23 protein-coding genes and 1 riboswitch are annotated in these 25,077 nt (G+C 72.6%); of the genes, 9 read left to right on the forward strand and 14 right to left on the reverse strand.

The window, feature by feature from the left end; all coding sequences use genetic code 11:
* Window positions 1-16: 16 nt before the first annotated feature.
* Complete coding sequence (locus C9F11_RS07575) at window positions 17-619, reverse strand: TetR/AcrR family transcriptional regulator (protein ID WP_138958519.1); 603 nt, start codon at window positions 617-619, stop codon at window positions 17-19.
* A 334-nt stretch (window positions 620-953) separates the two neighbouring features.
* Between C9F11_RS07575 and C9F11_RS07580 the strand changes: the two genes are divergently transcribed.
* The 3 genes from C9F11_RS07580 to C9F11_RS07590 are packed head-to-tail and all read left to right on the forward strand — an operon-like array spanning window position 954 to window position 3,457.
* Window positions 954-1,475, forward strand: a complete 522-nt coding sequence (locus tag C9F11_RS07580; RefSeq protein WP_216677669.1) for a DUF6230 family protein — start codon at window positions 954-956, stop codon at window positions 1,473-1,475.
* Window positions 1,466-2,509 (forward strand): DUF6114 domain-containing protein, encoded by a 1,044-nt coding sequence (locus C9F11_RS07585; RefSeq protein WP_171075665.1) that lies wholly within the window; start codon window positions 1,466-1,468, stop codon window positions 2,507-2,509. The genes C9F11_RS07580 and C9F11_RS07585 overlap by 10 nt, the downstream gene beginning before the upstream one ends.
* A 33-nt stretch (window positions 2,510-2,542) precedes the next feature.
* Window positions 2,543-3,457 (forward strand): hypothetical protein, encoded by a 915-nt coding sequence (locus C9F11_RS07590; RefSeq protein ID WP_138958520.1) that lies wholly within the window; start codon window positions 2,543-2,545, stop codon window positions 3,455-3,457.
* Here the strand turns inward: C9F11_RS07590 and C9F11_RS07595 are convergent.
* On the reverse strand, window positions 3,435-3,617 hold the full coding sequence (locus C9F11_RS07595; RefSeq protein WP_138958521.1) for an SCO1431 family membrane protein: 183 nt from the start codon (window positions 3,615-3,617) through the stop codon (window positions 3,435-3,437). The genes C9F11_RS07590 and C9F11_RS07595 overlap by 23 nt on opposite strands.
* A gap of 212 nt (window positions 3,618-3,829) precedes the next feature.
* Here C9F11_RS07595 and C9F11_RS07600 point away from each other — a divergent pair, with 212 nt between their 5' ends.
* Entirely contained in the window at window positions 3,830-5,314 is a 1,485-nt protein-coding gene (locus C9F11_RS07600) for a M1 family metallopeptidase (protein WP_138958522.1), read from the forward strand.
* A 55-nt stretch (window positions 5,315-5,369) separates the two neighbouring features.
* Here C9F11_RS07600 and C9F11_RS07605 read toward each other — a convergent pair whose 3' ends face one another.
* The gene (locus C9F11_RS07605) at window positions 5,370-6,728 is read right to left on the reverse strand and encodes a peptidase C39 family protein (RefSeq protein ID WP_171075666.1); all 1,359 of its coding nucleotides are present in this window, start codon (window positions 6,726-6,728) and stop codon (window positions 5,370-5,372) included.
* Window positions 6,729-7,011: 283 nt separating this feature from the next.
* Here C9F11_RS07605 and C9F11_RS07610 point away from each other — a divergent pair, with 283 nt between their 5' ends.
* The 3 genes from C9F11_RS07610 to C9F11_RS07620 all read left to right on the forward strand — a co-directional run bounded on the left by C9F11_RS07610 (window position 7,012) and on the right by C9F11_RS07620 (window position 12,090).
* Complete coding sequence (locus tag C9F11_RS07610) at window positions 7,012-7,662, forward strand: hypothetical protein (RefSeq protein WP_138958524.1); 651 nt, start codon at window positions 7,012-7,014, stop codon at window positions 7,660-7,662.
* A gap of 456 nt (window positions 7,663-8,118) precedes the next feature.
* Window positions 8,119-10,002, forward strand: a complete 1,884-nt coding sequence (locus C9F11_RS07615) for an AAA family ATPase (protein ID WP_138958525.1) — start codon at window positions 8,119-8,121, stop codon at window positions 10,000-10,002.
* A gap of 126 nt (window positions 10,003-10,128) precedes the next feature.
* Window positions 10,129-12,090, forward strand: coding sequence for a histidine kinase (locus C9F11_RS07620; protein ID WP_138958526.1), 1,962 nt, complete (start codon window positions 10,129-10,131; stop codon window positions 12,088-12,090).
* Window positions 12,091-12,129: 39 nt separating this feature from the next.
* Here the strand turns inward: C9F11_RS07620 and C9F11_RS47290 are convergent, their stop codons facing one another.
* Entirely contained in the window at window positions 12,130-12,300 is a 171-nt protein-coding gene (locus C9F11_RS47290) for a hypothetical protein (RefSeq protein WP_171075667.1), read from the reverse strand.
* A 343-nt stretch (window positions 12,301-12,643) separates the two neighbouring features.
* Between C9F11_RS47290 and C9F11_RS07625 the strand changes: the two genes are divergently transcribed.
* Complete coding sequence (locus C9F11_RS07625; RefSeq protein ID WP_249401636.1) at window positions 12,644-13,348, forward strand: response regulator transcription factor; 705 nt, start codon at window positions 12,644-12,646, stop codon at window positions 13,346-13,348.
* A 123-nt stretch (window positions 13,349-13,471) separates the two neighbouring features.
* Here C9F11_RS07625 and C9F11_RS07630 read toward each other — a convergent pair whose 3' ends face one another.
* The 10 genes from C9F11_RS07630 to ribD form a co-directional block, all read right to left on the reverse strand.
* Window positions 13,472-14,533 (reverse strand): hemolysin family protein, encoded by a 1,062-nt coding sequence (locus tag C9F11_RS07630; protein ID WP_138958527.1) that lies wholly within the window; start codon window positions 14,531-14,533, stop codon window positions 13,472-13,474.
* Entirely contained in the window at window positions 14,530-15,879 is a 1,350-nt protein-coding gene (locus tag C9F11_RS07635) for a hemolysin family protein (RefSeq protein ID WP_138958528.1), read from the reverse strand. The genes C9F11_RS07630 and C9F11_RS07635 overlap by 4 nt, the downstream gene beginning before the upstream one ends.
* 198 nt (window positions 15,880-16,077) lie before the next feature.
* Window positions 16,078-16,530 (reverse strand): PH domain-containing protein, encoded by a 453-nt coding sequence (locus C9F11_RS07640; RefSeq protein WP_138958529.1) that lies wholly within the window; start codon window positions 16,528-16,530, stop codon window positions 16,078-16,080.
* Window positions 16,531-16,550: 20 nt separating this feature from the next.
* On the reverse strand, window positions 16,551-17,399 hold the full coding sequence (hisG, locus tag C9F11_RS07645) for an ATP phosphoribosyltransferase (protein ID WP_138958530.1): 849 nt from the start codon (window positions 17,397-17,399) through the stop codon (window positions 16,551-16,553).
* An 83-nt stretch (window positions 17,400-17,482) separates the two neighbouring features.
* Window positions 17,483-17,755: a phosphoribosyl-ATP diphosphatase gene (locus C9F11_RS07650; protein WP_030674739.1), complete on the reverse strand. Its 273-nt coding sequence runs from the start codon at window positions 17,753-17,755 to the stop codon at window positions 17,483-17,485.
* Window positions 17,756-17,790: 35 nt separating this feature from the next.
* A complete protein-coding gene (ribH, locus tag C9F11_RS07655; RefSeq protein ID WP_138958531.1) occupies window positions 17,791-18,276 on the reverse strand; it encodes a 6,7-dimethyl-8-ribityllumazine synthase in 486 nt (161 codons plus the stop codon).
* A 44-nt stretch (window positions 18,277-18,320) separates the two neighbouring features.
* Window positions 18,321-19,649 carry a bifunctional 3,4-dihydroxy-2-butanone-4-phosphate synthase/GTP cyclohydrolase II gene (locus C9F11_RS07660; RefSeq protein ID WP_138958532.1) on the reverse strand — a complete coding sequence of 443 codons (1,329 nt, stop codon included), beginning with the start codon at window positions 19,647-19,649 and terminating at the stop codon, window positions 18,321-18,323.
* Complete coding sequence (locus tag C9F11_RS07665; RefSeq protein WP_138958533.1) at window positions 19,646-20,314, reverse strand: nicotinamide mononucleotide transporter family protein; 669 nt, start codon at window positions 20,312-20,314, stop codon at window positions 19,646-19,648. The genes C9F11_RS07660 and C9F11_RS07665 overlap by 4 nt, the downstream gene beginning before the upstream one ends.
* Entirely contained in the window at window positions 20,311-20,925 is a 615-nt protein-coding gene (locus tag C9F11_RS07670) for a riboflavin synthase (RefSeq protein ID WP_138958534.1), read from the reverse strand. Before C9F11_RS07670 ends, C9F11_RS07665 begins: the two co-directional genes overlap by 4 nt.
* A gap of 2 nt (window positions 20,926-20,927) precedes the next feature.
* Window positions 20,928-22,019, reverse strand: a complete 1,092-nt coding sequence (gene ribD / locus C9F11_RS07675) for a bifunctional diaminohydroxyphosphoribosylaminopyrimidine deaminase/5-amino-6-(5-phosphoribosylamino)uracil reductase RibD (protein ID WP_138958535.1) — start codon at window positions 22,017-22,019, stop codon at window positions 20,928-20,930.
* Between the two features lie 168 nt (window positions 22,020-22,187).
* A riboswitch (FMN riboswitch) is annotated at window positions 22,188-22,318 on the reverse strand.
* Between the two features lie 321 nt (window positions 22,319-22,639).
* Between ribD and C9F11_RS07680 the strand changes: the two genes are divergently transcribed.
* Window positions 22,640-24,973, forward strand: coding sequence for a chitinase C-terminal domain-containing protein (locus C9F11_RS07680; RefSeq protein ID WP_138958536.1), 2,334 nt, complete (start codon window positions 22,640-22,642; stop codon window positions 24,971-24,973).
* The last annotated feature ends 104 nt before the right edge of the window (window positions 24,974-25,077 follow it).

Raw genomic sequence — 25,077 nt, forward strand, 5'->3', positions numbered from 1 at the left:
CGGCCGTCATGTCACGTCACGGCGGCGGCGCCGGGCACTCGGGCTCGAACTCCTCGATCACGTTCAGGGTTTCGCGGAGCGTGCGCACCAGCAGCTCGCGCACCGTGTCCCGGGGCAGCTCCCGCTCGTCCGCCCCTCCCCCGCGGCCGATCCAGTCGAGCGTGATCCCCTCGACGCTGCACAGCCAGCCGAGCAGCGCCGTGCGGGCGAGCGCCGGGACCGCGCTGCGGCCGTACGCGCCCTCGGCGATCGTGCCGACCATCGCCTCGCGCACGCCGTCGCGGATGGCGTGCACCTCGGCGTCGAAGCCCACGCCGCCGCTGACGATCGTGCGGTAGGCCGCCTGGTGGTGCTCGGCGTAGCGCAGATAGCCGTCGATGGTGCGGTGCACCCGCTCCACGGGCGGGAGTTCGGTGTCCCCGGCCGCGCGCTCCACGAGGTCGGCCACCGAGTCCTCGATGATCGCCAGGTAGTACCCGCGTTTGGACTTGAAGTAGTAGTAGATCAGCCCCTTGGCGACCCGCGCCTGTCTCGCGATGTCGTCCATCGAGAGCGCGTCGTAGGACGTGTCGGCGAACAGCTTCCGGCCGATGGTGATGAGTTCGGCGCGGCGCGCCATGGAGCGGTCGGTGCCGCGTGCCTGCGGGCGGTCAGCGTCGGTGGAACGGTCGCTACCGCGCTGTTGACTATTATTCAATTTCGGCCCTAGTCTCCAACTGCCTTGGGATGGGCCGCAGTATGGCAGACCCTCGCCGCCTGCCCGGAACGGCGCGGCCCTCCCGACGGCGCCCTGTAACGCACTCCCCTGACGCACCCGCGGTACGGCTGACTCGTACGGGAGGAAGACAGTGAGCGCATCCAAGCGGCCCGCAGCGGGGGCCGCCCCCGTGGGCAGAACCAACTGGAAGAAGACGGCCGTCATCGCGCTGCCCGCGTTCGTCGCGGTCGGCGCGATGGCGTCGATCATGGCGGAGGGCGCGCTGGCCGCGTCCTTCGCGGTCTCCGGCACCAGCTTCCAGGTCTCGTCGGGCAAGCTGACGAGCCAGGGCCTGGCCAGCTACGTGGAGACCGACCGGAGCGTCGACGGCAAGGGGCACCCGGTGGCGCTGCTCGGCATCGGCGACGCCACCCTGTCCGACATCTGCCAGGCCGCCTCGGTCAAGACGCCGCTGGGCACGGTGGTGTTCAAGCTGACGGCGGGCGGCGACGCGGGCAAGGTCACCGCGAGCAACCTGATCATCGACGCCGAGGACCTCGTCGGTGACGCCCGCTTCGGCACCGCCCAGATCGGCCGGGACGCCTCCACGCTCGACGAGGTGCCCGGGGTCAAGGGCGAGAAGGGCAAGTTCGGCCTCCAGGCCGGGGACATCGAGGTCTCCGGGGTCAGGTCGCACGCCTGGTCGGCCACCGGCGGCAACTTCCGCCTCAAGGGCATGCGGGTGGACGTCAGCCTGGACGGCAAGAAGTGCTTCTGAGCGGGCCGGGCGCGCCGCGCGAGGGCGGCTGGCTCGACGAACGGCTGCCGCTGCGGGAGGTGCGCCGGGCAGTGCGCGGATGGCGGCGCACCCGCCCGTTCTGGGGCGGGCTCCTGCTCGTCCTCGGCGGCGCGGAACTCCTCGTCGTGCCGCTGTCGCCGCTGACGGTCCTGGTGAGCCTCGGGCTCGGCGGGATCGCCGCGATCGGCATCGGGATCGCCCTGATGGTCGCCGGGCTGTTCCTGTGGCTGCTGCCGCAGGCGCACCACTACGTGTCCGTCAACGCGCTGATCCTGTCGGTCCTGTCGTTCGCGGCGACCAACCTCGGCGGCTTCCTGGTCGGCATGCTGCTCGGCATCGTGGGCAGCGCGATGGGCTTCGGGTGGACGCCGGTGCCCGAGGACGGCCAGGAGGAGGCACGGCGGCCCGGGCTCCGCGACGGGCAGGGCACGCGGACCCTCGCCGTGCTGCTTCCGGTGGTCCTCGCCGGGGCGGCGTTGTGGGGCGCCGCCCCGGCGAAGGCCGTCCCCGTGGCCGGGGCCGTCGGCGGGGCTGCGGGCGGGGCTGTCGGCGGGGCCGCGAGCGGGGCGCACGCGGCCCCGCGGGCGCCGGGCGACGGGCCCGTGGTGGCGGCGCGGACGCCGCCGACCATCACGACGACGCTCTTCGCGCCGAAGGGCTTCATCGTCGCGGGCGTGCGCGACATCCCCACCGCCGACGGGCCGTTGAAGGTGATGGTGCTGCACATGAACGCCGCCTCGCTCACCGACTACCGGCTGCGCACCCGCGACGGGAGCCGCGAACTCGCCCTGGGCGCCGACACCTTGGACCTGAGCGGCAGGGTCACCCTGTATCTGACCAAGTTCAAGGGCTGTATCGAGGGCCTGCTGTGCCTGACGTTCACGCCCGACCGGCTGCCGGTGCCGCCGCTGGTGCCGCCGTTCGTCTTCATGACCGACGTGAGCGCCGAGCAGGCCCTGGTCACCTCGGACGTGATCACCGCGGGCGGGCTCAGCCTGCGGGCGCACCCCTGAGAGGTCATCCGAGAGGTCACCCGAGAGGTCATCGTGATCCAGATCCAGGCAGCGCTGTTCTGGGCGTACGCGGTGGGCGCGACCTTCGCGCTCGCCGCGGGGCGCCAGCTCCAGGTGTGGGAGCGGATCAACGCGGGCGAGGGCCCGCGCACCCGCAGCCGTGCCGCCAACCCCTATCTGGCGCTCACCCTGCTCTTCGCGGCCGTGCTCATGGTGCCGACGGGGCTCTTCGTGCTGTGGCAGAACCCGTCGTGGGCGACCATGCACGTCGCCGACGGGCACGACGGGGTGTGGGCGGGCTTCGTGCTGCTCTACGCGGGCGGCATCCCGGTCGGGGCGGTCCTCGGGTTCCTCGCGGCGCAGGTCCTGGTCCTGGTGGGGGCGGGCTACTGGGCCTACCTCCAGTGCGTGGGCGGCTACTTCCTGCTCTTCGGCACGCTGGTGCACGGCTGGGACGGCAGCGGGTACGAGCGGTTCCTCTCCCCCGGGGCCCGCGACTGGGCCGACTGGCCGCGGGACAGCGTGGTGAACAACGCCCTGGGCTTCGTGACCTCCGGCACGTTCCTCGCCCTGCTCGTCTTCGGCGCGGCCGTCATCGGCACCATGCTGATCACTGAGATCGGCTGGCTGATGGAGGGCTGGTCGCTGCCCGGCGCGGACGAGGACCGCAAGGTGCACCGCGTCCTGGCCGTGGCGATCGCGGCGGCCGGGGTCTACGGCCTGCCGTTCCTCGGCGCCGTGGCCGCGAGCGCGCTGGTGCGGCTGCTCGGCGCCCTCCTGGGCCTGCCGCTGTTCGCGGTGCTCGCGGGCGTCGTCCTGCTGCCGCGGCGTTCGCCCGTACGGCGGCTCTACGGCCTGGTGGGCGTACCGCACCGGCACTGGCGGGCGGACCTCGACGCGAGCGCCGCCCCGGGCATGGCCCAGGTCACATCAGACCAGTCCGGGTGACGAGCATCGCGAGCACGACGACGAGCGTCCAGCCGAGGAGGTGCTCCAGGATCTTGGGGCCGTCCTCCCGGGGGCCGCCGGTGCGGGCCCGGAGCCCCGCACGGGCCCGGAGCCCCTCGTGGGCCTGGAGAACGGTGGCGGTGGCGGAGCTCGCGGTCATGGCAACTCTCGATACGTCGTCCGGCAGTGGTGTCCCCCCACTGGCCGACAGTGGCACCTGCCACTGCCCCCTCCACCATGCCAGCGAAATCACTCGTATCGGGCGAGACGTTGGTCACCCCACAACTCGGACCCCGTGCCGTGCGTCTAAGTCGGCGTACGTCCGCGCGCCACCGGTCGTACGTCCACGCACCATCGACCGAAGGGTTTCCGATGAGTACGTTCCCGACGCCCCGCCGCAGAGCGCGGCTCGCCCTGGCGGCGGCCGTGACCGTGGCGGCCGCCCTCACCGGACCGGTCTCGTACGCCACCTCCGCCTCGACCCCCGAGGCCAAGCCGTCGCCCGGCGCCCCGGGCCTCGGCGACCCGATGTTCCCGCTCGACGGCAACGGCGGCTACCAGGTCGACCGCTACCTCCTGGACTTCGACTGGCAGGCGCCCAGGACGCCGTTCGAGGCGACCGCGACCATCAAGGCCACCGCCACCCAGTCCCTCTCCCGCTTCAACCTCGACTTCGGCGGCAACACCCTGCACGCGGTCACCGTCGACGGCAGGGCCGCGTCCGCCTCGCGCGCGGGCGACGAGCTGACCGTCACGCCCAAGTCGCCGCTGGCCAAGGGCCGCTCCTTCACCGTGAAGGTGACCTACACCGCCGACCCCACCCAGGTCCGCCACCGCGACGACGCCATCGAGGACTACGGCTGGATCCCCACGCCCGACGGCACGGTGGTCTACCCCCAGCCCAACGGCGCCCGGCTGATCTTCCCCGCCAACGACCACCCCAGCCAGCACGCCCCCATCACCTTCCGCATCACCACGCCGAAGGACCTGACGGCCGTCGCCAACGGCAAGCTGGTGGGCAAGACCGCCAAGCCGGGCGACCGGGTGCAGTGGACGTACGACTCCGAGCAGCCGCTGTCCACCCAGCTGGTGCAGCTGGCCGTCGGCAGGTTCACCCTCGACGACCGGACGGGTCCGGGCGGGCTGCCGATCCGCGACGTGGTGCCGGACGCCCTCGTCGAGCCGACCGCGAAGTACCGCAAGCTCACCGGGGACCACCTGGCCTGGCTCCAGGAGAAGCTCGGCCCCTACCCGTTCAACCGCTACGGGATCCTCGTCGGCGACACCGACCTCGGCGTCGCCCTGGAGACCCAGACCCTCTCGCTCGTCCCCAAGGCCGATCTGCTCGGCACCCAGGTCGACGCGGAGCGCAATCTGGTGCACGAGCTGACCCACCAGTGGTTCGGCGACAGCGTCGCGCTCAAGGGCTGGTCCGACCTGTGGGTCAGCGAGGGCCACGCCCGCTTCTACGAGCGCCTGTACTCCGAGCAGCACGGGGGCACCAGCTTCGAGGAGGCCATGAAGGCCGCGTACAAGGCGCACGACCAGTGGCGCAAGGACTACGGCGCGCCCGCCGAGCCCACCGAGCCCAACCTCTTCAAGCGCATGCGCTACGACGGCTCGGCGCTCGTCCTGTACGCGCTGCGCGAGCGGGTGGGCGAGCAGACCTTCCAGAAGATCGAGCGGGCCTGGGTCACCCAGTACCGCGGGAAGGCCGCCGGCACGCAGGACTACATCGACCTGGCCTCGCGGGTCGCGGGCGAGGACCTGGAGGGCTTCCTCAAGCCGTGGCTGTACGGGGCGAAGACGCCGCCGATGCCCGGGCACCCGGACTGGGTGGTGGATCCGGCGACCTGAGCGCCGTGACCGCGGGCCCCGCCCCCGGGAGGTAGCCGGGGGCGGGGCCCGCGCCTCAGCGCACGCCGACCGCGGCGAGCGCGGCCAGCTGGGCTTTGGAGGGCCGCAGCGGGAAGTACAGGTAGCAGACGCCGCCGGTGCCGGAGACGACCTTGCCCTGCGCGTTCTTGCGCTTGGTCCGCAGCCAGATCGTCTCCCACTCGCGCCGCTCGTACACGCGCCGCACCGCGGCGTTGCTCGGCGACGCCGGGTCGTTGGCGATCACGTCACCGGTGTCGGTGAAGCCGACGACCGTCATCAGGTGGCCCGCCGTGCCGTAGCCCGCGCCGGTCAGCTCCTCCTTCAGGAACGACTGCGACGTGATGGCGGGGATGCCCGCGGCGATCAGCGTCTCCAGGTCGGTGAGCGACCCGAGCCGCGTGACGACGCCCTGCATGTCCCGGTACGTCGCGGCGTAGGCGGCGTTGAACGGCCAGTTGCCGCAGCCGCCGTACTGGTAGTCGTAGGTGAAGCGGGCCGCGTGGCACACCTGCGGGTCGGCGAAGGAGGGGTCGACCCAGGCGAGGTCCGCGGCCGTGGGCCCGCGGCCCCAGTACTCCAGGATCATCTGGGACGAGGTGGGGCTGCACCAGGCCTCGCCGCCGTTGTCGTACTCCGGGTACTGGCCCTTGTGGACCTCCTGCGAGTAGCGCGGCACCGCGAGCTCCCCGGCGTGCCCCGGCTCGGACGCGGGCACCGTGAAGCGGTCCGGCACGTCCGACGTCATCGCGCCGAGCCGCCACACCGTGGGGGTGAGCGTGGTCCCGGGCGCGCGGTACAGGGTCAGGCGCAGCCGGTACGACACGAGGCGCAGGCCGGTCGTGGTGTCGTCGAGGGACAGGGTGTCCGTCCACACGGTCGACCTGCCGTCCTTCTGGCCGTCGACCGAGGTGCGCCGGATGACCGGCGCCGCCGGGTCCTGGCGGTCGTCGCCGGAGGTCCAGCGGCCGAGGACGTACCAGGGCGTCCGCACGCCGTCGGAGTAGGTGGCCTCCACCTCGACCTGGATCCAGGTGGAGCGGGGCGTGCGGGCGTTCCAGGAGGCGATGAGCTCCGTACCGGGCACGGCCGAGCGGTGCACGGGGCCCGTCCACCGGGCGTACTCCCAGGTGGTGGTCCTGCCGGTGTGCGGGTCGGCGTAGGCGACGGTGCCGACCGGCCGGGCCAGCTCGACGCCCGCGCGGGGCTTGGCGACGGTGCGCACGCCGTCCGCCGCCCCGGCGGACCAGTCCTTGCGGGAGGTCCAGAAGCGGTTGTCCACCGGGCGGTCGGCGCGCGGCGGAAGGGGTCGGGCGGCGGCGGGGTCCGCCGCGGCCACGGCGGCCACGACGCCCGCCGTGGCGACGAGGATGGTTCTCCGGGACATGCTGTCCATGATCGGTCCCCCAGTCGGCATGGGGTCCGGCAGCGGCCGGACGCTTCGGTGACGGGCTCCGGAGCGGAGCCCATGGGGACGAAGCCCGCCGGGACGAGGCCCGGGCCAGACTCGTCAGGTGCACGACAGTGCGCCAACTATGGCCGTGCGGTGGCGGGTTCCGCCAGGGAGCGGACATCGGCGAAACCCCCCGCCAGTGGCCTCCACCACTGGTATGACCTGCGACGCCCCGCCGAACCGTGCAACTGTTCGGAAATCGGCGCGGGGCCTAGGCTGGCGGGTGATGACCATGACCCGGCACCCCACTCCCCTCCCGCGCCTCGCCCGTGCGCTGCGCACGCTCCCGCCGTCCTGCGGCCCCGTCCGTCTCGTCGCCGTCGATGGGCACGCGGGCTCCGGTAAGTCGACGTTCGCCTCGCGGCTCGGGGGCGCGCTCGGGGGTGCGCCGGTGCTCCGGCTCGACGACATCGCGAGTCACGAGGCGCTGTTCGACTGGACGGACCGGCTGCGGGAGCAGGTCATCGATCCGCTGTCCCGGGGCGAAACGGCGCATTACGCGGCGTACGACTGGCACGCGCGCCGCTTCGGCCCTGCAAGTCGCCCCCTGCCTGCCGCCCCCGTCGTCCTCGTCGAGGGTGTCGGCGCGGGCCGTCGCGTGCTACGCCCGTTCCTGGCGCGACTGCTGTGGATGGAGCTGCCGCGCGCCGAGTCCTGGGCCCGCGGGCGCCACCGGGACGGACCGGGACAACGCGCCTTCTGGGACGGCTGGGAAGGCGCCGAGCGGCGTCATTTCGCCGAAGACCCGTCGCGGCCGTACGCGGAGCTTCTGGTACGCCAGTTGCCTCAGGGGTACGAGGTGCTGACGGGACCCGCCGGGACGGCAGCCGACGCCCAAATGGTGACTGAGAGTGAAGGTCCGTCGGCAGCGCGCTGAAACTTCGGGAAGTCCGTTTCCGACCACATGGCCAGTTTCCGTGAGTGGCTCAACTCTGCTTGACCCGGGGGCCTTACAGGACTTACGTTCTCAAGGAGCGCCCTTTCGGGTCGCCCCTCTACGCGAAGCCCCCGGTTGTTCCCCCGTGATCGGGGGCTTCGTTCTGCCCGCACAGCTCTTACGCCGGGCGCCACGAGCCGCCATTCGCTCACCCTGGGTGACCATCAGGCCCGCTCCCACCAGGGCGGCTTCCGCACCCTCCGCGCCCGATCCCGCGCCCCCCGCACCCTACGGCCGGGCACCTCTCCGCAGGTACGATGCCTCTCGGTGCGACCAAACGGACGGCGGCTTCGCGCACCGAGTCAACTCCCGTCCGCAGCAAGGCGGTTCAGATCGGTCGCCGACGGGCAGCGGCCCGGTGGCACACACACGGGGGCACGGCTTGTGGGGGACGTGATGGACTTCGGCACGCAGGGCCGGGCCGCCCCGGCCGACCTCGCCTGGCTGCGGGGGGTCGACGCCTACACGATGGGCGCCTATCCGCAGGCGGAGGAGGAGTTCCGGGCCGCGGTGCGCATCGACCCGGGCATGGCCGACGGCTGGCTCGGGCTGCACGCGCTGCGCGTCGACACGACGACGGCGCTCCTGCGCATGTACCAGCACCGGGACCGCTTCGGCGAGCAGCGCGCCCGGCACGGCCGCACCCTCAACTCCTGGTACTGGCTCGGCTGGTGGGTCCAGCCCGTCCTGGAGTCCATCCGCGACCTGCTGCTCGCGCACGCCTCGCACTGGCTGGACGGCCGCCACGTACCGGAGCTCGACCGGGCGCTCGCGGGCCTGCCGCCCGTCGACACCGACAGCCAGGTGCGCTTCCTGCACGCCTGCCGCGCCTACCTCGTCAAGGACTGGGAGCAGCTGGTGCGGCACACCGACCCGCTGATCGACGACCCGATGCTCGGCATCGAGGCGGGCCTGTTCGGCGGCATGGCCCGGGTCCGGCTCGACACGTACGGCCAGGCGGAGCCGCTGCTCTCCGCCGCCCTGATGCGCTGCCGCAGCGAGCAGCCGCAGCGCAAGGAGCTGCGCTACTGGCTGGCCCGCGCGCACGAGGGCACCGGCAGGTCCGCCGCCGCCCTGCCGCTGTACCGCGCGGTGCACCGCGTCGACCCCGCCTTCATGGACACCTCCGCGCGGCTCGCGGCCATCGCCGAGGGCGACGGCTTCGACGACGGCACCGACCTCGCCGCCGTCACCCTCACCGGCCTCGGCCAGGACGTGCTCGACGCGCCCGACGGCGTGGACGCCCTGTTCGGCGCCGAGGGCCGCGACCTGAAGGTCACCGAGCCCGATCTGCCGCCGGGCACGGGCGCCGCCGACCCGCCCGCCGCCGACACCGTGCGGGAGAAGGCGGTCATCCCCGTCAAGCCCCCGCCGCCGCAGCTGCCGCCCGGCCCCACGGATCCGGCACTGCTCGCCCAGGCCATCGCCGAGCTGGAGCGCATGGTCGGGCTCGAACCCGTCAAACGGCAGGTCAAGGCGCTGTCGGCACAGCTCAACATGGCCCGTCTGCGGGCGGCCCAGGGCCTGCCCGTGCAACCGCCGAAACGACACTTCGTCTTCTCCGGCCCCTCCGGCACCGGCAAGACCACCGTGGCCCGCATCCTCGGCCGGGTCTTCTACGCGCTCGGCCTGCTCGGCGGCGACCACCTGGTGGAGGCCCAGCGCGCCGACCTGGTCGGCGAGTACCTGGGACAGACCGCCGTCAAGGCCAACGAGCTCATCGACTCCGCCATCGGCGGCGTCCTCTTCGTCGACGAGGCCTACGCCCTGTCCAACTCCGGCTACGGCAAGGGCGACGCGTACGGCGACGAGGCGCTCCAGGTGCTCCTGAAGCGGGCCGAGGACAACCGCGACCACCTCGTGGTGATCCTCGCCGGCTACCCGGAGGGCATGGACCGCCTGCTCGCAGCGAACCCCGGCCTGTCCTCGCGCTTCACCACCCGCGTCGACTTCCCCTCGTACCGCCCGCTCGAACTCACCGCGATCGGCGAGGTGCTCGCCGGTGAGAACGGCGACGTGTGGGACGAGGAGGCCCTCGACGAGCTGCGGTCCATCAGCGGCCACGTCGTCGACCAGGCCTGGATCGACGAACTGGGCAACGGAAGGTTCCTGCGCACCCTGTACGAGAAGAGCTGCGCCTATCGTGACCTGCGGCTGTCCGGCTATCCGGGCGAGCCGACCCGCACCGACCTGGCGACGCTGCGGCTGCCCGACCTGATGCAGGCGTACGGCGAGGTCCTCTCGGGCCGCGGCCCCACGGGACCCTCCGGAGCGGGCTGACCGCACCCGGGCGGAACGGCCCCGCCTGTCACCCCTTAGGGGCATTTGCCGCCCAAGCGTGCAAGTCCTGGCCAGAAGTCCGCGACCCTGACCACAAGGGCGCGGACACGGTGGGGGTGCGCGACGATGACCACCTGGCTGGCATGGGGATCCTTCGCCGCCGTCACGACGGCCACCGGCACCGGTGTGGCCCTGTGGATCGCCTGCGGGCTCAGCTTCCAGCTCGCCGCCGACAGCTTCGTCGTCACGGACACCACGCTGTCCCTCGTCTTCGCCGCCTGCGGGGTCGCTGTGGCCTGGCGTCGCCCCCGCAACCCCATCGGCTGGCTCCTGCTCGGCGGCGGCGCGGCGCACGCCGGGACCGTCCTGAGCCTCGGCCTCCTCGCCCTCGGCCTGCACGAGGACTGGGCCCCGGCGACGCTCCGCGTCCTGGTGACCCTCGCCCTGGCCGCCTGGCCACTGGGCCTGCGGCTCTTCGTGCCGCTCGCGCTCCTGCTGTTCCCCACCGGGCAGCTGGCCGACCCGCGCTGGCGCCCGGTGCTCTGGGGCACCGCCGCCCTCGGGGGCCTGTTCTGGCTGTGGAGCGTGACGACGCCGGAGCCGTACGCGCTCGGCGGCCCCTCCGGGTATCTGCGGGTCCTGAGCTGGCCGCCGCTGGAGCCCTACCGGGCGCAGACCGACCTCCTGGGCATCTTCGTGCCCATGCTCATCGACCTCGCCGCCCTGATAGTGCGCTACCGCTGGGGCGACGAGCGGCTGCGCCGCCAGATGCTGTGGCTGATGCTCGCCGTGCTCTGCGCCGTGCCCTGGTGGCCGCTCGGCATGAACGCGGAGGCCCTCCAGGTCCTCATCACCGCCCAGCCGATCGCGATCGCCGTCGCGATCCTGTGCCCGCAGGTCCTCGACATCCAGTGGGTGGTCTCCCGCGCCCTGCTGTACATGACGCTGTCCCTCGGGGTGCTCGGCGTGTACACGGCCGCGGTCCTGTTCCTGGACCGGGTGCTGCGCGAGACCTTCCACATCGGCGGGGCCGCGCTGGTCGCCATCGCCGTCGCGATCGCCTTCCACCCCGTGCGCGGCGTGCTCCAGCACGGCATCGACCGGCTCCTCTACGGCGACCGGGCCGACCCCGTGCGCGCGCTCAACCGGCTCGGCGCCCGGCTGACCGCCGAGGCCGGCCTGGACGGACTGCTCCTCGCGGTCCGCGACGCCCTGCGCCTGCCCTACGCCGCCTTCCACCTCGAAGGGCGCCCGGTGGCGGCCTCCGGCACCCCGCCGCCCGGCTGCGCGATGGTGCCGCTGCCCGCGCCGGGCACCAAGGAGGCCGAGCTGGTCGTGGGCACCCGCCGGGGCCAGGCCCGGCTCGACGCGGAGGACCTGCGCACCCTCCAGGTCCTGGTGGTGCCGCTGGGGGTGGCGGTGCGGGCGACCGTCCTGTCCGAGGAACTCCAGTCCTCGCGCGAGCGCCTGGTCTCGGCCCGCGAGGAGGAGCGCCGGCGGCTGCGCCGCGATCTGCACGACGGGCTCGGGCCCACCCTCACCGGCCTCGCCTTCACCGCCGACGCGGTGCGCAATCTGATCCGCTCCGACCCGGCCACGGCCGAGCTCCTGCTCGACCAGCTGCGCGGGCACGCGAGCGGCGCCATCGACGAGATCCGCCGTCTCGTCGAGGGGCTGCGGCCGCCCGCCCTGGACGAGCTGGGCCTGGTGGCCGCCCTCGCCCGGCAGGCCGAGCGGCTCAGCCACCGCGTCGGCGGCGCGCCGCTCGCCATCACCATCGACGCGCCCGGCAGGCTCCCCCGGCTGCCGGCCGCGGTCGAGGTGGCGGCGTACCGGATCGCGACCGAGGCGCTGACGAACGCCGCCCGGCACTCGCGGGCCGACCACGCCCTGGTCCGGCTGCGCGTCGACGACGCGCTGCGCATCCGGGTCACCGACAACGGCGGCCCGTCCGCCCTGCCGTGGCAGCCCGGGGTGGGCATGTCCACGATGGCGGAACGGGCCGCCGAGCTCGCCGGCTGGTGCCGGTGCCGGTCCGGTCCGGAGGGCGGGGAGGTGAGCGCCGTCCTGCCGTTGCGGTCCCGCTAGCACCAGCGCGGCACTGTACGGCTGAGGCCCCTGATTCCGTCAGCCGCACAGGATCCGTGTCCACGCCTGGTGGACGTACTCACCCGCGGCCACCACCCTCGTGACCGCACCACCTCCCCCCGTCGCGGCCGCCGCTGTCCCGGCGAAACCGGCGCAGAGGGCCGCCGCGGCAAGGGTCGCCACGCCAACTGCCTTGAGTGTGTCGCGCATTGCCGTTCTCCTTGTCCTTGGGGTGCGGGCTCGTGGGAACCAGCACGTGCCGGGCCGCGCACATGCAGACCGGCGGGCTCAAGGGCGGTGCCCCGAAAGGAGGTGTCCGGCGCATCGGGTGTGCCTCCGTTCCGGGGCCTGGTCATCGGCTTTGCGGGGCTTCGTTTGCGTGCCGGGCCCGATGGCACGGGCCCGGCAGCCCCCCGTTTCCAGGCTCAGCATGGTCCGGTGCGGGCCCTTCGGGTCAGGGCGCGTGCTCCTTGCCGTACCGGGAAGTCCTCCCGGCCGGTTCGGGTGCCCGCGCCCAGGACGGAGGGTCCGCCGTCCGGAACGATGGGTAGACATGGCAGGACGCACCACCGCCGTTGGGAGCCGCGCCTTGACGACGCCCGCCGAGTCCAGTGAGCTGACCGTGGTCCTGGCCGACGACCACCCCGTGGTCCGCGGGGGCCTGCGGGCGCTGCTCGGGTCCATCGACGGCATCAGAGTCGTCGGCGAGGCGGCGGGCGGCCGCGACGCCGTGCGCGAGACGCTGCTCCACCGGCCCCGGGTGCTCGTCATCGACCTGGAGATGCCCGACCTCGACGGGGTCGGCGCGACCCGGGAGGTGCTCGCGTCCGCGCCGGACACGGCGGTGCTCGTCCTGACGATGTTCGAGGACGACGAGTCGGTGTTCGCGGCGATGCGCGCGGGCGCCCGCGGCTACATCCTCAAGGGCGCGGCGCAGGACGAGATCGTCCGCGCGGTCCGCTGCGTGGCCGCCGGGGAGGCCATCTTCGGGCCGCGCATCGCCCGGCGCGTGGCCGAGTGGATGGCCCGGCCGCGGGACACCACGGCGCGCTCGCCGTTCCCGGAGCTCACGGCGCGCGAGCTGGAGGTCCTCGATCTGATCGCCGCGGGCATGGCCAACCCGGCGATCGCCCGCAGGCTCCAGCTGGCGCCGAAGACCATCAGCAACCACGTCTCGGCGATCTTTGTGAAGCTCCAGGTCGCCGACCGCGCCACGGCCATCGTGCGGGCCCGCGACGCCGGCCTCGGGCGGTCCTGAGGCCGGGGGCCTGGACGGGGTTGTCGCGCTGCGCGCTCGCCCTCGGGCGCCGGACGGGCTGCGTACTGCCCCGTCCGGCGCTTGAAGGAGTGCGGTCCACCCGGTGTTCGGCAACCTGGTCGGTCAGCCCACGAGGGTCTTCCCCCTCGTCGCCCGGGGCACGGTCACCCGGTGGGCGGGGTCCCTGACCTCACCCACCAGGAGCTCCAGGACGTCCTCCAGGGCGACGAGGCCGAGGATCCGGCCGCAGGGGTCGGCGACCTGCGCCAGATGGGTCGCGGCGTGCCGCATCACCGACAGGGCGTCGTCCAGGGGCAGTTCGGCCCGCAGGGTCGTCATCTGGTGCCAGACGTGCTGCGGCACCGCACGGTCGGTGTCCTCCAGGTCGAGGACGTCCTTGACGTGCAGATACCCCATGAAGGCACCGCTCTCCGCACGGACCGGGAACCGGGAGTAGCCGGTGCGGGCGGTGAGGTCGACCACCTGGTCGGGGGTGACCGACGGGCCGACGGTGACCAGGGACGCGCCGTCGAGCAGGACGTCGGTGACCGGGCGCGAGCCCAGCTCCAGGGCGTCCTCCAGGCGCTCCTGCTCCTGCGGGTCGAGCAGCCCGGCCTGGCCCGCGTCCTCGACCAGGCGGCCCAGCTGCACGCTGGTGAAGACCGCCTCGACCTCGTCCTTGGGCTCGACCCCGAACAGCCGCAGGATCACCCGGGCGCAGGCCCCGAGCGCGGCCGTGACCGGGCGGCACAGCCTCGCGAAGGCGACCAGACCCGGGCTGAGCCAGAGCGCGGTCCGCTCCGGCGCCGCCATCGCGAGGTTCTTGGGGACCATCTCGCCGATGACGAGGTGCAGGAAGACGACCACCGCGAGCGCGATCACGTACCCGAGGGGGTGGACCACGCCGTCCGGGAGTCGGGCCGCCTCGAACAGCGGCTCCAGGAGGTGCGCCACGGTCGGCTCGGCGACCGCGCCGAGCGTCAACGAGCAGACGGTGATGCCGAACTGGGCGGCGGCCATCATCTGCGGCAGGTGCTCCAGGCCGTACAGGACCTGGCGGGCCCGCGCCGTGCCGAGCGGCTCGATCTGGCTGCGGCGCACGGAGACGAGCGCGAACTCGGCCCCCACGAAGAAGCCGTTGGCGAGCACGAGCAGGAGGGCCAGGAGGAGTTGGAGGGCGCTCATCGCACCGCCTCCGCGACGGCCCTGTCCCCCGCGGGCCGCGCCCCCGCGGTCCGTACGAGCCGCACGCGCTCGGCGCGGTAGTGCCCGACCTGGCGCACCGCGAGCCGCCAGCCCGGGAGTTCGGCCCGGTCGCCGGGCGCGGGGATGCGCCCGAGGAGGTCGGCGACGAGCCCGGCCACCGTCTCGTACGGCCCCTCGGGGACGTCGAGGCCTATGCGCTGGAGCGTGTCGACGCGGCAGCCGCCGTCGGCGTCCCAGGCGGGGCGGCCGTCCTCGGGCGGGGCCGCGGCGAGTTCGGGCAGGTCCTGGCGGTCGTGCTCGTCGCGGACCTCGCCGACGAGCTCCTCGACGATGTCCTCCAGGGTGACGACGCCCGCCGTGCCGCCGTACTCGTCGACGACGACGGCCATGGGCTGCTCGCTGCGCAGCCGCTCCAGGAGGGGCTGCACGGGCAGCGTCTCGGGGACGAGCAGCGGCGGCTTGGCGATGCGGCTGACGGGTGTGCGCAGCCGCGCGTGGCCGGGCACGGCGAGGGCGTCCTTGAGGTGGACCACGCCGACGACCTCGTCGATCCGCTCGCGGTAGACCGGGAAGCGGGACAGGCCGGTGGCGCGGGTCAGGTTGACCACGTCCTCGGCGGTGGCGGACGACTGGAGCGCGCTGACCTTCACGCGCGGCGTCAGCACGTGCTGCGCGGTCAGTTCGCCGAGGGACAGGGTGCGGACGAACAGGTCGGCGGTGTCCTGCTCCAGGGCCCCGGCGCGGGCCGAGTGCCGGGCGAGCGACACCAGTTCGCCGGGGGTGCGGGCGGAGGCGAGCTCCTCGGTGGGCTCGACGCCGAGGGCACGTACGAGCCGGTTGGCGACGGCGTTCAGCGCGGCGATCACCGGGCGGAACAGGCGCGCGAAGACGTGCTGCGGGCCCGCGACGAACCGGGCCACCTGGAGCGGCTTCGACACCGCCCAGTTCTTCGGCACGAGTTCGCCGATCACCATCTGCACGGCGGACGCCAGGAGCATGCCGACGGCCACGGAGACCCCGGGAACCGCCGCTTCGGGCAGGCCCGCGGCGGTGAACGGGCTCGCCAGCAGGTGCGCGAGGGCCGGTTCGGCGAGCATGCCGACGACGAGGGAGGTGAGGGTGATGCCGAGCTGGGTGCCCGACAGCTGGAAGGACAGCTCCTTGAGGGAGCTCACGACCCTGCGGGCACGGCGGTCGCCGTCGGCCGCCGCCTGCTCGGCGTCGGGCCGCTCGACGGTGACGAGGCCGAACTCGGCCGCCACGAAGAAGCCGTTGGCGAGGATCAACAGGAAGGCCGCTCCGAGGAGCAGCAGGGGGATGGTCATGATGCCGCCGCCTCGCCCGGTGCGCGGGTCCCGGTATGTCGGGAGGGGGCGGCGCAGGTACTACAGGACGATCCGTCCATCGCCGGAGGGAGTCACTCCTCGGATAGCAGGAGCCCCTGGGGGCCGTGGGCCCGGCAGGGGCGGGGCGGCACACCGGGCCGACCCCGCCACCAGGTTAATCAAGACCCCCCGCTGAGGTCAGCCGTGCTCGCTGCCCGAACGCGCGTCGGCCAGGGAGCGCAGTGCCCGGGCGTCGCTGATGGCCTGCTGCTTGGCGATGCCCGGCTGGATGCCGAGGGCGGGCAGGCTGGTGCCGTCGGTGAGGTTGAGGAACACCCACGGGTCGCCGGGGCGCAGGTTGACCTGCACGATCTCGGCCCAGGCGAGCCGGCGCCGGGTGGCGATGTTGACCACGGTGACACCGGACTCGTCGGCGATCACCTTGGGCCTGCTGAGCAGCACGAGAGCGCCGGAGAGCAGCGCTCCGGTGAAGACGAAGCTGACGCGCTCGCCCGGGTTGAGGTCGGGCAGGATCACCGCGATCACCACCAGGACCGCGAAGATCGCGGCGGCGGCGGTGAGCAGCACGGCCCGGGTGCGCCCGGGCCGGAAGGTGACCGGGAGCGCGGGCGGGGCGGGGGAATCGGTCATGACGGTGCTTTCCTGTCCGGTCACAGGCGGCAGGCGTGGATCGCCGTGGTCAGGATGGCGCGCGCGCCGATGGCGTACAGGTCGTCCATGACCCGCTGGGCGTCCTTGGTGGGCACCATGGAGCGGACGGCGACCCAGCCCTCGTTGTGCAGCGGGGAGATGGTCGGCGACTCCAGGCCCGGGGTGAGGGCCACGGCCTGCTCCAGGTGCTCGGCGCGGCAGTCGTAGTCCATCATCACGTACGTACGGGCGACCAGGACGCCCTGGAGGCGGCGAAGGAACTGCTGCACCTTGGGGTCGTCGGCCTCGGCGCCGGTGCGCCGGATGACCACGGCCTCGGACTTCATGATCGGCTCGCCGAACACTTCGAGGCCCGCGTTGCGCAGGCTGGTGCCGGTCTCCACGACGTCCGCGATCACCTGGGCGACGCCCAGCTCGATGGCGGTCTCGACGGCGCCGTCGAGGTGGATGACGGAGGCGTCGACGCCGCTGTCGGCCAGGTGCTTGCCGACGATGCCCTCGTAGGAGGTGGCGACGGTGCGGCCCGCGAGGTCCGCGAGGCCCTGGGCGGTGCCCGGCCTGGCGGCGAAGCGGAAGGTGGAGCGGGCGAAGCCGAGCGGCAGGATCTCCTCGGCGCTCGCGCCGGAGTCGATCAGCAGGTCTCGGCCGGTGATGCCGATGTCGAGCTTGCCCGAGGAGACGTAGATGGCGATGTCGCGCGGGCGCAGGTAGAAGAACTCGACCTCGTTCTCGGGGTCGACGATGACGAGTTCCTTGGACTCGCGGCGCTGCTGGTATCCGGCCTCATGCAGCATCGCCGACGCAGGTCCGGACAGTGAACCCTTGTTGGGGACGGCGATGCGCAGCATGAGGTCGGATTCCTTTGCGTGAAGGTGCGGGTGCGGAGGTGCGGGGGCGGCGTACGTGCGGCGCGCCGGATGGAACGTTCGTCCTAGAGGTGGGCGTACACGTCGCTGAGGGAGATCCCGCGGGCGACCATCATCACCTGCACGTGGTACAGGAGCTGCGAGATCTCCTCGGCGGCGGCTTCCTTGCCCTCGTACTCGGCGGCCATCCACACCTCGGCGGCCTCCTCGACGACCTTCTTGCCGATGGCATGGACGCCCTTGTCCACCAGTTCCGCGGTGCGGGAGGTGGCGGGGTCGCCGTGGGCTGCCTTGTGCTGGAGCTCGGTGAAGAGCTCCTCGAAAGTCTTCTTGGACATGATGCCGCTTACTCTACGCGCCCGCGGTGGCCCGCTCAGCGCCAGGGCTCGGAGACCGTGCGCAGGGTGGCGGCCGTCGCGACGGCCGCCGTGACCGCCTCGTGGCCCTTGTCCTCGCTGGAGCCCTCGATGCCCGCGCGGTCCAGCGCCTGCTCCTCGGTGTCGCAGGTCAGTACGCCGAAGCCGATCGGGACACCGGTGTCGACGGACACCTGGGTGAGGCCCTGGGTGACGCCCTGGCACACATAGTCGAAGTGCGGGGTGCCCCCGCGGATCACGACGCCGAGGGCCACGATCGCGTCGTAGCCGCGGCCCGCGAGGACCTTGGCGACGACCGGCAGCTCGAAGCTGCCGGGCACGCGCAGCAGGGTCGGCTCGTCGATGCCGAGCTCGTGCAGGGCGCGCAGCGCGCCGTCGACGAGGCCGTCCATGACCTTCTCGTGCCAGAGGGCGGCGATGACGGCGACGCGCAGGTCACCGCAGTTCTTCACGCTCAGTTCGGGGGCACCCTTGCCGCTCACGCGCTTCTCCTAGGGGTGGTGGGGTGGACGGTGGTGGACGGAAGTCACTGGTTGCCGCAGGCGGACATGTCCGTGGCGTCGAGCCAGGGCAGGTCGTGGCCCATGCGGTCGCGCTTGGTGCGCAGATAGCGCAGGTTGTGCTCGCCCGCGGTGACCGGCATGGGCTCGCGGGCGATGACCTTCAGGCCGTGGCGGGCGAGCGCCTCGGTCTTGTCGGGGTTGTTGGTGAGGAGGCGCAGGCTGCGCACGCCGAGGTCGTCGAGGATCTGCGCGCCCGCGCCGTAGTCCCGGGCGTCGGCGGGCAGGCCCAGCTCCAGGTTGGCGTCCAGGGTGTCGCTGCCGCGCTCCTGGAGCTCGTACGCGCGCAGCTTGGACATCAGGCCGATGCCGCGGCCCTCGTGGCCGCGCAGATAGACCACGACGCCGCGTCCCGCGGTGGCGATGCGCCGCATGGACTCCTGGAGCTGCGGGCCGCAGTCGCAGCGCAGGGAGTGGAAGACGTCGCCGGTCAGGCACTCGGAGTGGACGCGCACCAGGACGTCCTCGCCGTCCTGGATGTCGCCGTGGACGAGCGCCACGTGCTCGACGCCGTCGGCCGTGGAGCGGTAGCCGTACGCGGTGAACTCGCCGAAGGCCGTGGGCAGGTGGACCTCGGCCTCGCGGCGCACGGTGGGCTCCGCCGAGCGCCGGTAGTCGATCAGGTCCTCGATGGAGATGATGGTCAGTCCGTGCTTCCGTGCGAAGGGGATCAGCTGGGGCAGGCGCAGCATGCGCCCGTCCTCGCCGGCGATCTCGCAGATCGCTCCGGCCGGGCGCAGGCCCGCGAGCCGGGCCAGGTCGATGGCGGCCTCGGTGTGGCCGTTGCGGGCGAGGACGCCGCCCTCCTTGGCGCGCAGCGGGAAGATGTGGCCGGGGCGGACGAAGTCGTCGGCCTTGGCCTTGCCGCCGGCGAGCATCTGCAGGGTGGTGGCGCGGTCGGCGGCGGAGATGCCGGTGGTCACGCCGTGCGCGGGACCGGCGTCGACGGTCACGGTGAAGGCCGTGCTCATCGACTCGGTGTTCTCCGTGACCATTTGCGGCAGTGCGAGCCGGTCGAGTTCGTCGCCCTCCATGGGGGCGCAGATCAGGCCGCGGCACTCGGTCATCATGAAGGCGACGATCTCGGGGGTCGCCTTCTCGGCGGCGACGACGAGGTCGCCCTCGTTCTCCCGGTTCTCGTCGTCGACGACCACGACGGGGCGGCCCGCGGCGATGTCCCGGACGGCCAGCTCGACGGGGTCGAGGCAGAGGTCCTCGGAGTTGTCGGTCGTGTAGTAGAAGGGGTGCACCGGCCCGGCGTCATCGGGGGCGGCGGGAGGCGTGTGGGTGGTCATGCCGGGACTCCTTCGATGACGGGCTGCGGCTGCGGAGCGGCGGTGGCGCGGCGGGAGCGCAGCCACCAGTCGCGCAGGCCCCACAGCACGAGGGCGAGGTAGACGACGTACACGAGGCCGGAGAAGGCGAGCCCGCTGGAGAACGCGAGCGGCACCCCGACGACGTCGACGAGCAGCCACGCGAACCAGAACTCGACCAGGCCGCGCGCCTGGGCGACCATCGCGGCGAGCGTGCCGACGAAGATGTAGGCGTCCGGCCAGGGGTTCCAGGACAGGTCGGGCACGGCGGAGAACAGCGCGCCGACCGCGAGGGTGCCGACGGCGGTGCCGCCGAGGAGCAGTCCGCGCTCCTTCCAGGTGGCGAAGCGGACGGCGATGGAGCCGTCCTGCGCCTTCTGGCTGCCGCGGGTCCACTGCCGCCAGCCCCACACCGCGACGCCGATGACCAGGAGCTGCTTGCCGACGCCGCCGGACAGCTGGGCGGAGGCGTAGGCGGCCACGAGGATCACGCCGGACAGGAACTGGGCGGGCCAGGTCCAGATCGAGCGGCGCCAGCCGAGGGCGAGGGCGATCAGGCCGACGCTGTTGCCGACCATGTCGGACCACATGATGTGCTGGCCGACGGCGGTGAAGGCCTCCGCGTTGAGCCAGTCGAAGTGGTTCATCGCGTGGGCTCCTCACTCTGGGAGCGGGTGCCGAGCAGGCGCTCCACGTACTTGGCGATGACGTCGACCTCGAGGTTGACGGGGTCGCCGGGCTGCTTGACGCCGAGCGTGGTGAGCGCGAGCGTCGTGGGGATGAGGCTGACGGTGAAGTAGTCGGGTCCGGCGTCGACGACGGTCAGGCTGACGCCGTCGACGGTGATGGAGCCCTTCTCGACCACGTAACGGGCGAGGTCCGCGGGCAGGGAGACCTTGACGATCTCCCAGTTCTCGGAGGCCTCGCGGCTCACGACGGTCCCGACGGAGTCGACGTGCCCCTGCACGATGTGGCCGCCGAGGCGGGCGCCCACGGCGGTGGGGCGCTCCAGGTTGACCTTCGAGCCGGGCACGAGGGCGCCGAGGCTGGAGCGGTTCAGGGTCTCGGCCATCACGTCGGCGGTGAACTCGTCGCCCTCGTGGTCGACGACGGTGAGACACACGCCGTTGACGGCGATGGAGTCGCCGTGCTTCGCGCCGTCGGTGACGACGGGACCGCGCAGGCGGAAGCGGGACGCGTCGGCCAGGGTCTCGACGGCGGTGACTTCGCCCAGCTCTTCGACGATTCCGGTGAACACGCTCAGCGCTCCTTCGGTGCGGGGGTGGCGGTGATCCGCAGATCGGGTCCGATGCGGACGGCCTCGCTCATGTCGAGCCGCAACGCTTCGGTGACGGTGGTGATTCCGCCGCCGGTGAGGGCGGCGGGGCCCGCGCCGAGCAGGGCGGGCGCGAGATAGCCGATGACGCGGTCGACGGCGCCCGCGGCGACGAAGGCGCCCGCGAGCGTCGCGCCGCCTTCGAGCAGGACGGAGCGCACGTCGCGGGCGTGCAGCGCGGCGAGCAGCGCCGTGACGTCCAGGCCGCCCGCGGCGCGCGGCAGGCGCACCGTGTCGGCGCCGGACGGGTGGCGCGCGGCGTCGGTGTCGTCGGCCATCGCGATCAGGGTGGGGGCCGCGTCGTCCAGGACGCGGGCGCCGGGGCGGACGGCGGTGCCGTGGGTGTCGACGACGACCCGCAGCGGCTGCCGGGCGCCCTCGATGCCGCGGACGGCGAGGTGCGGGTCGTCGGCGCGCTGGGTGCCCGCGCCGACCACGACGGCGTCGCACTCGGCGCGCAGCCGGTGCACGTCGGCGCGGGACGCGGCGGAGGTGAGCCAGCGGCTGGTGCCGTCGGCGGCGGCGGTGCGGCCGTCGAGCGTGGCGGCGTACTTCCAGGTGACGTGGGGGCGGCCGCGGCGCACGGAGGTGAGCCAGGCGGCGTTGGCCGCCTCGCCCTCGGCGGTGAGCAGGCCCGCCTCGACGTCCACGCCGGCCGCGCGCAGGGTGGCGGCGCCGCCGGTGGCCTGCGGGTTCGGGTCGCCGACGGCGTAGACGACGCGGGTGATCCCGGCGTCGACGAGGGCCTGGGCGCAGGGGCCGGTGCGGCCGGTGTGGTTACAGGGTTCGAGGGTGACGACCGCGGTGGCGCCGCGGGCCCGGTCGCCTGCCGCGCGCAGGGCGTGGACCTCGGCGTGCGGTCCGCCCGCGCGCTGGTGGTAGCCCTCGCCGACGGTGCGGCCCGCGGCGTCGATGATGACGCAGCCGACGACCGGGTTGGGGCTGGTGAAGCCGAGTCCGCGCACGGCGAGTGCGAGCGCGTGCCGCATGGCGGCTGCTTCGGCCTGGGTGGCCACCGGGTCCTCCTGCCTCTTCGGGCACGGACTCCGGGGCGCGTCGATGACGACGACAACGAACGAGCGGGAACACCGGGAACGCACGGGGCCGTGGACGCCTGAAGAGACCTGTCCCCTGTCGGGAACAAGCCACTACGACGGCACGGCACACCAGGGTGTGCCTGCTCGCCGCGCACTGCCTCCCATCCGGACTTTCACCGTCGGTCCAGGAGTTTCACCTGGTCAACCGGCCACTGGAGGTGACCGGGTCGCGGACTATAACCGCCGGTTCGGAATTACACCGACCCCGGAGTGCGCTGCTTTTGGTACGCAGCCAGTGTGCCACGCCCGGTAGTGACCGTGCGGGCCGCCTTCTGTGGGCTGGCTCACAGCGGGCGCCGCGGCGCCCGCGATCCGGCCCGGCCGGATCATGTCGCCCCGTTCTGACCGGATTCCGCCTGCCGCCGGTCCGGAAATGGCGAAACCCCCTCCGCAACGGGGTTGGTCCATACCTATTGACGCTCTGGTCTAGTCCTTTTAACGTCTGCGTCACTCTGCGGAAAGGCCCGCCCGGTGTGCGCACATCGTGGGCCGACGTCCCCGTCCGTTGTGCGACACCGAGCCTCCCCAGGAGGAACAACGTGCCCACCCCCACTCGCGCGAGAACCACGCTCCTGGCCACCGGCGCCGCCGTCGCCGGTCTGCTCCTGAGCACGCTCGCCGCGACGACGTCCCAGGCCGCGGACCCCGTGGCCAACGAGTCGTGCAGACCCGACGGCCTCTACAAGACCCCCGGCGTCGACGTCCCCTACTGTTCCGTCTACGACGCCGACGGCCGCGAGAAGATGGGCGCCGACCACCAGCGCCGCGTGATCGGCTACTTCACCGGGTGGCGCACCGGCAAGAACGGCGAGCCCGCCTATCTCGCCTCCGACATCCCCTGGAACAAGGTCACCCACCTCAACTACGCCTTCGCGCACGTCGACAAGGACAACAAGATCTCCGTCGGCTCCGACGGCGAGAAGAACGCCGCCACCGGCATGACGTGGCCGGGCGTCGCGGGCGCCGAGATGGACCCCGGGTTCTCCTACAAGGGCCACTTCAACCTCCTGAACAAGTTCAAGAAGAAGCACCCGAACGTCAAGACCCTGGTCTCCGTGGGCGGTTGGGCCGAGACCGGCGGCTACTTCGGCGACGACGGCAAGCGCGTGAACTCCGGCGGCTTCTACTCGATGGCCACCAACGCCGACGGCTCGGTGAACCAGGCGGGCATCAACACCTTCGCCGAGTCGACCGTCGACTTCATCCGGAAGTACGGCTTCAACGGCGTCGACATCGACTACGAGTACCCGACGACGATGAAGGACGCGGGCAACCCGCTCGACTGGCAGCTCGCCAACGGCCGCCGCGCGGGCCTGGTCAAGGGCTACGCGGTGCTGATGAAGACGCTGCGCGAGAAGCTCGACCGCGCCGGGGCCACCGACGGCAGGCACTATCTGCTGACGGTCGCCGCGCCCTCCTCGGGCTATCTGCTGCGCGGCATGGAGACCTTCCAGGTCCAGAAGTACCTGGACTACGTCAACATCATGTCCTACGACCTGCACGGCGCCTGGAACGAGCACGTCGGTCCGAACGCCTCGCTCTACGACGACGGCAAGGACAGCGAGCTGGCCGCGGCGGGCGTGTACGGCAGCCAGCAGTACGGCGGCATCGGCTACCTCAACACCGACTGGGCGTACCACTACTTCCGCGGCTCGATGCCCGCCGGGCGCATCAACATCGGCCTGCCGTACTACACGCGCGGCTTCAAGAACGTGCAGGGCGGCACGGACGGCCTGTGGGGCAAGGCGGCCACGACGAACTGCCCGGCCGGCTCCGGGCTCACCAAGTGCGGTGACGGCGCGGTCGGCATCGACAACCTGTGGCACGACAAGGACGACAACGGCAAGGAGTCCCCGGCCGGGTCGAACCCGATGTGGCACGCCAAGAACCTGGAGAAGGGCGTCGTCGGGGACTACGTGACCAAGTACGGCTTCCCCGCCGACACCAAGCTCACCGGCACCTACGCCCGCAAGTACGACGCGAAGCTGGTCGCGCCCTGGCTGTGGAACGCCGACAAGAAGGTGTTCCTGTCCACCGAGGACGAGCAGTCCGTGAAGGCCAAGGCCGACTACGTGGTCGACAAGGGCATCGGCGGCACGATGGTGTGGGAGCTCGCGGGCGACTACGCGTACAACGCCGCCAAGGGCCAGTACGAGATCGGCGACACGCTCACCACGACGATGTACGACGCGTTCAAGTCGGCGGCCCCCTACGGCGCGAAGGTCGCGGGCAAGGACCTGCCCGCCAAGGCCGTGGACATCGGCGTGGAGTTCGGCGACTTCAAGCTCGGCGACTCCAACTACCCGATCACGCCCAAGCTGAAGATCACCAACAACACGAAGACGACGCTGCCCGGCGGCACGGAGTTCCAGTTCGACTACTCCACCTCGGCCCCCGCCAACGCCTCCGACCAGTCCGGCTTCGGCACGAAGGTGATCAGCACCGGCCACACCGGGAACAACGTGGGCGGCCTGAAGGGCGACTTCCACCGCGTCTCGCTGAAGCTGCCCGCCTGGCAGACCCTGGCGCCCGGCGCGTCCGTGGACCTGTCGTTCAACTACTACCTGCCGGTGTCGACGCCGTCGAACTGGACCGTGAACATCGGCGGTACGACCTACGCGCTCGCCGGTGACCTGGCGCGCGGCACGACGGTGGTGGAGCCCGGCACGGGCCCGGGCCCGACGGACCCGCCCGGGCCGACGGACCCGCCCGGCAAGTGCACCCCGCCCGCGTGGAGCGCGACGTCGGAGTACGGCTCCGGGACCACCGTGTCCCACAAGTCGCACACCTGGAAGGCCAAGTGGTGGACGAAGGGCGAGGAGCCCGGCACCACCGGCCAGTGGGGCGTCTGGCAGGACCTGGGAGCCTGCTGACGGCCCGACCGGGGCACCCGGTGCCCCTCCCCGAAGCGCCCGGCGGCGGGAAGAAACGCCCTTGCCCCGCCGCCGGGCCACCACCTCACCCCGGCCCGCGCGCC

Source organism: Streptomyces sp. YIM 121038 (assembly GCF_006088715.1).
Classification (GTDB): Bacteria; Actinomycetota; Actinomycetes; order Streptomycetales; family Streptomycetaceae; genus Streptomyces.

What these genes read in the sequence shown, in the direction of transcription:
- C9F11_RS47290 (WP_171075667.1), bottom strand. Translation starts at nt 12,300, where the DNA reads ATGCGCGACACACTCAAGGCAGTTGGCGTGGCGACCCTTGCCGCGGCG.
- C9F11_RS07575 (WP_138958519.1), bottom strand. Translation starts at nt 619, where the DNA reads ATGGCGCGCCGCGCCGAACTCATCACCATCGGCCGGAAGCTGTTCGCC.
- hisG (WP_138958530.1), bottom strand. Translation starts at nt 17,399, where the DNA reads ATGCTGCGCATCGCCGTCCCCAACAAGGGTTCACTGTCCGGACCTGCG.
- C9F11_RS07600 (WP_138958522.1), top strand. Translation starts at nt 3,830, where the DNA reads ATGAGTACGTTCCCGACGCCCCGCCGCAGAGCGCGGCTCGCCCTGGCG.
- C9F11_RS07660 (WP_138958532.1), bottom strand. Translation starts at nt 19,649, where the DNA reads ATGACCACCCACACGCCTCCCGCCGCCCCCGATGACGCCGGGCCGGTG.
- C9F11_RS07595 (WP_138958521.1), bottom strand. Translation starts at nt 3,617, where the DNA reads ATGACCGCGAGCTCCGCCACCGCCACCGTTCTCCAGGCCCACGAGGGG.
- C9F11_RS07650 (WP_030674739.1), bottom strand. Translation starts at nt 17,755, where the DNA reads ATGTCCAAGAAGACTTTCGAGGAGCTCTTCACCGAGCTCCAGCACAAG.
- C9F11_RS07620 (WP_138958526.1), top strand. Translation starts at nt 10,129, where the DNA reads ATGACCACCTGGCTGGCATGGGGATCCTTCGCCGCCGTCACGACGGCC.
- C9F11_RS07615 (WP_138958525.1), top strand. Translation starts at nt 8,119, where the DNA reads ATGGACTTCGGCACGCAGGGCCGGGCCGCCCCGGCCGACCTCGCCTGG.
- C9F11_RS07640 (WP_138958529.1), bottom strand. Translation starts at nt 16,530, where the DNA reads ATGACCGATTCCCCCGCCCCGCCCGCGCTCCCGGTCACCTTCCGGCCC.
- C9F11_RS07580 (WP_216677669.1), top strand. Translation starts at nt 954, where the DNA reads ATGGCGTCGATCATGGCGGAGGGCGCGCTGGCCGCGTCCTTCGCGGTC.
- C9F11_RS07605 (WP_171075666.1), bottom strand. Translation starts at nt 6,728, where the DNA reads ATGGACAGCATGTCCCGGAGAACCATCCTCGTCGCCACGGCGGGCGTC.
- C9F11_RS07610 (WP_138958524.1), top strand. Translation starts at nt 7,012, where the DNA reads ATGACCATGACCCGGCACCCCACTCCCCTCCCGCGCCTCGCCCGTGCG.
- C9F11_RS07665 (WP_138958533.1), bottom strand. Translation starts at nt 20,314, where the DNA reads ATGAACCACTTCGACTGGCTCAACGCGGAGGCCTTCACCGCCGTCGGC.
- C9F11_RS07635 (WP_138958528.1), bottom strand. Translation starts at nt 15,879, where the DNA reads ATGACCATCCCCCTGCTGCTCCTCGGAGCGGCCTTCCTGTTGATCCTC.
- C9F11_RS07630 (WP_138958527.1), bottom strand. Translation starts at nt 14,533, where the DNA reads ATGAGCGCCCTCCAACTCCTCCTGGCCCTCCTGCTCGTGCTCGCCAAC.
- C9F11_RS07625 (WP_249401636.1), top strand. Translation starts at nt 12,644, where the DNA reads ATGGCAGGACGCACCACCGCCGTTGGGAGCCGCGCCTTGACGACGCCC.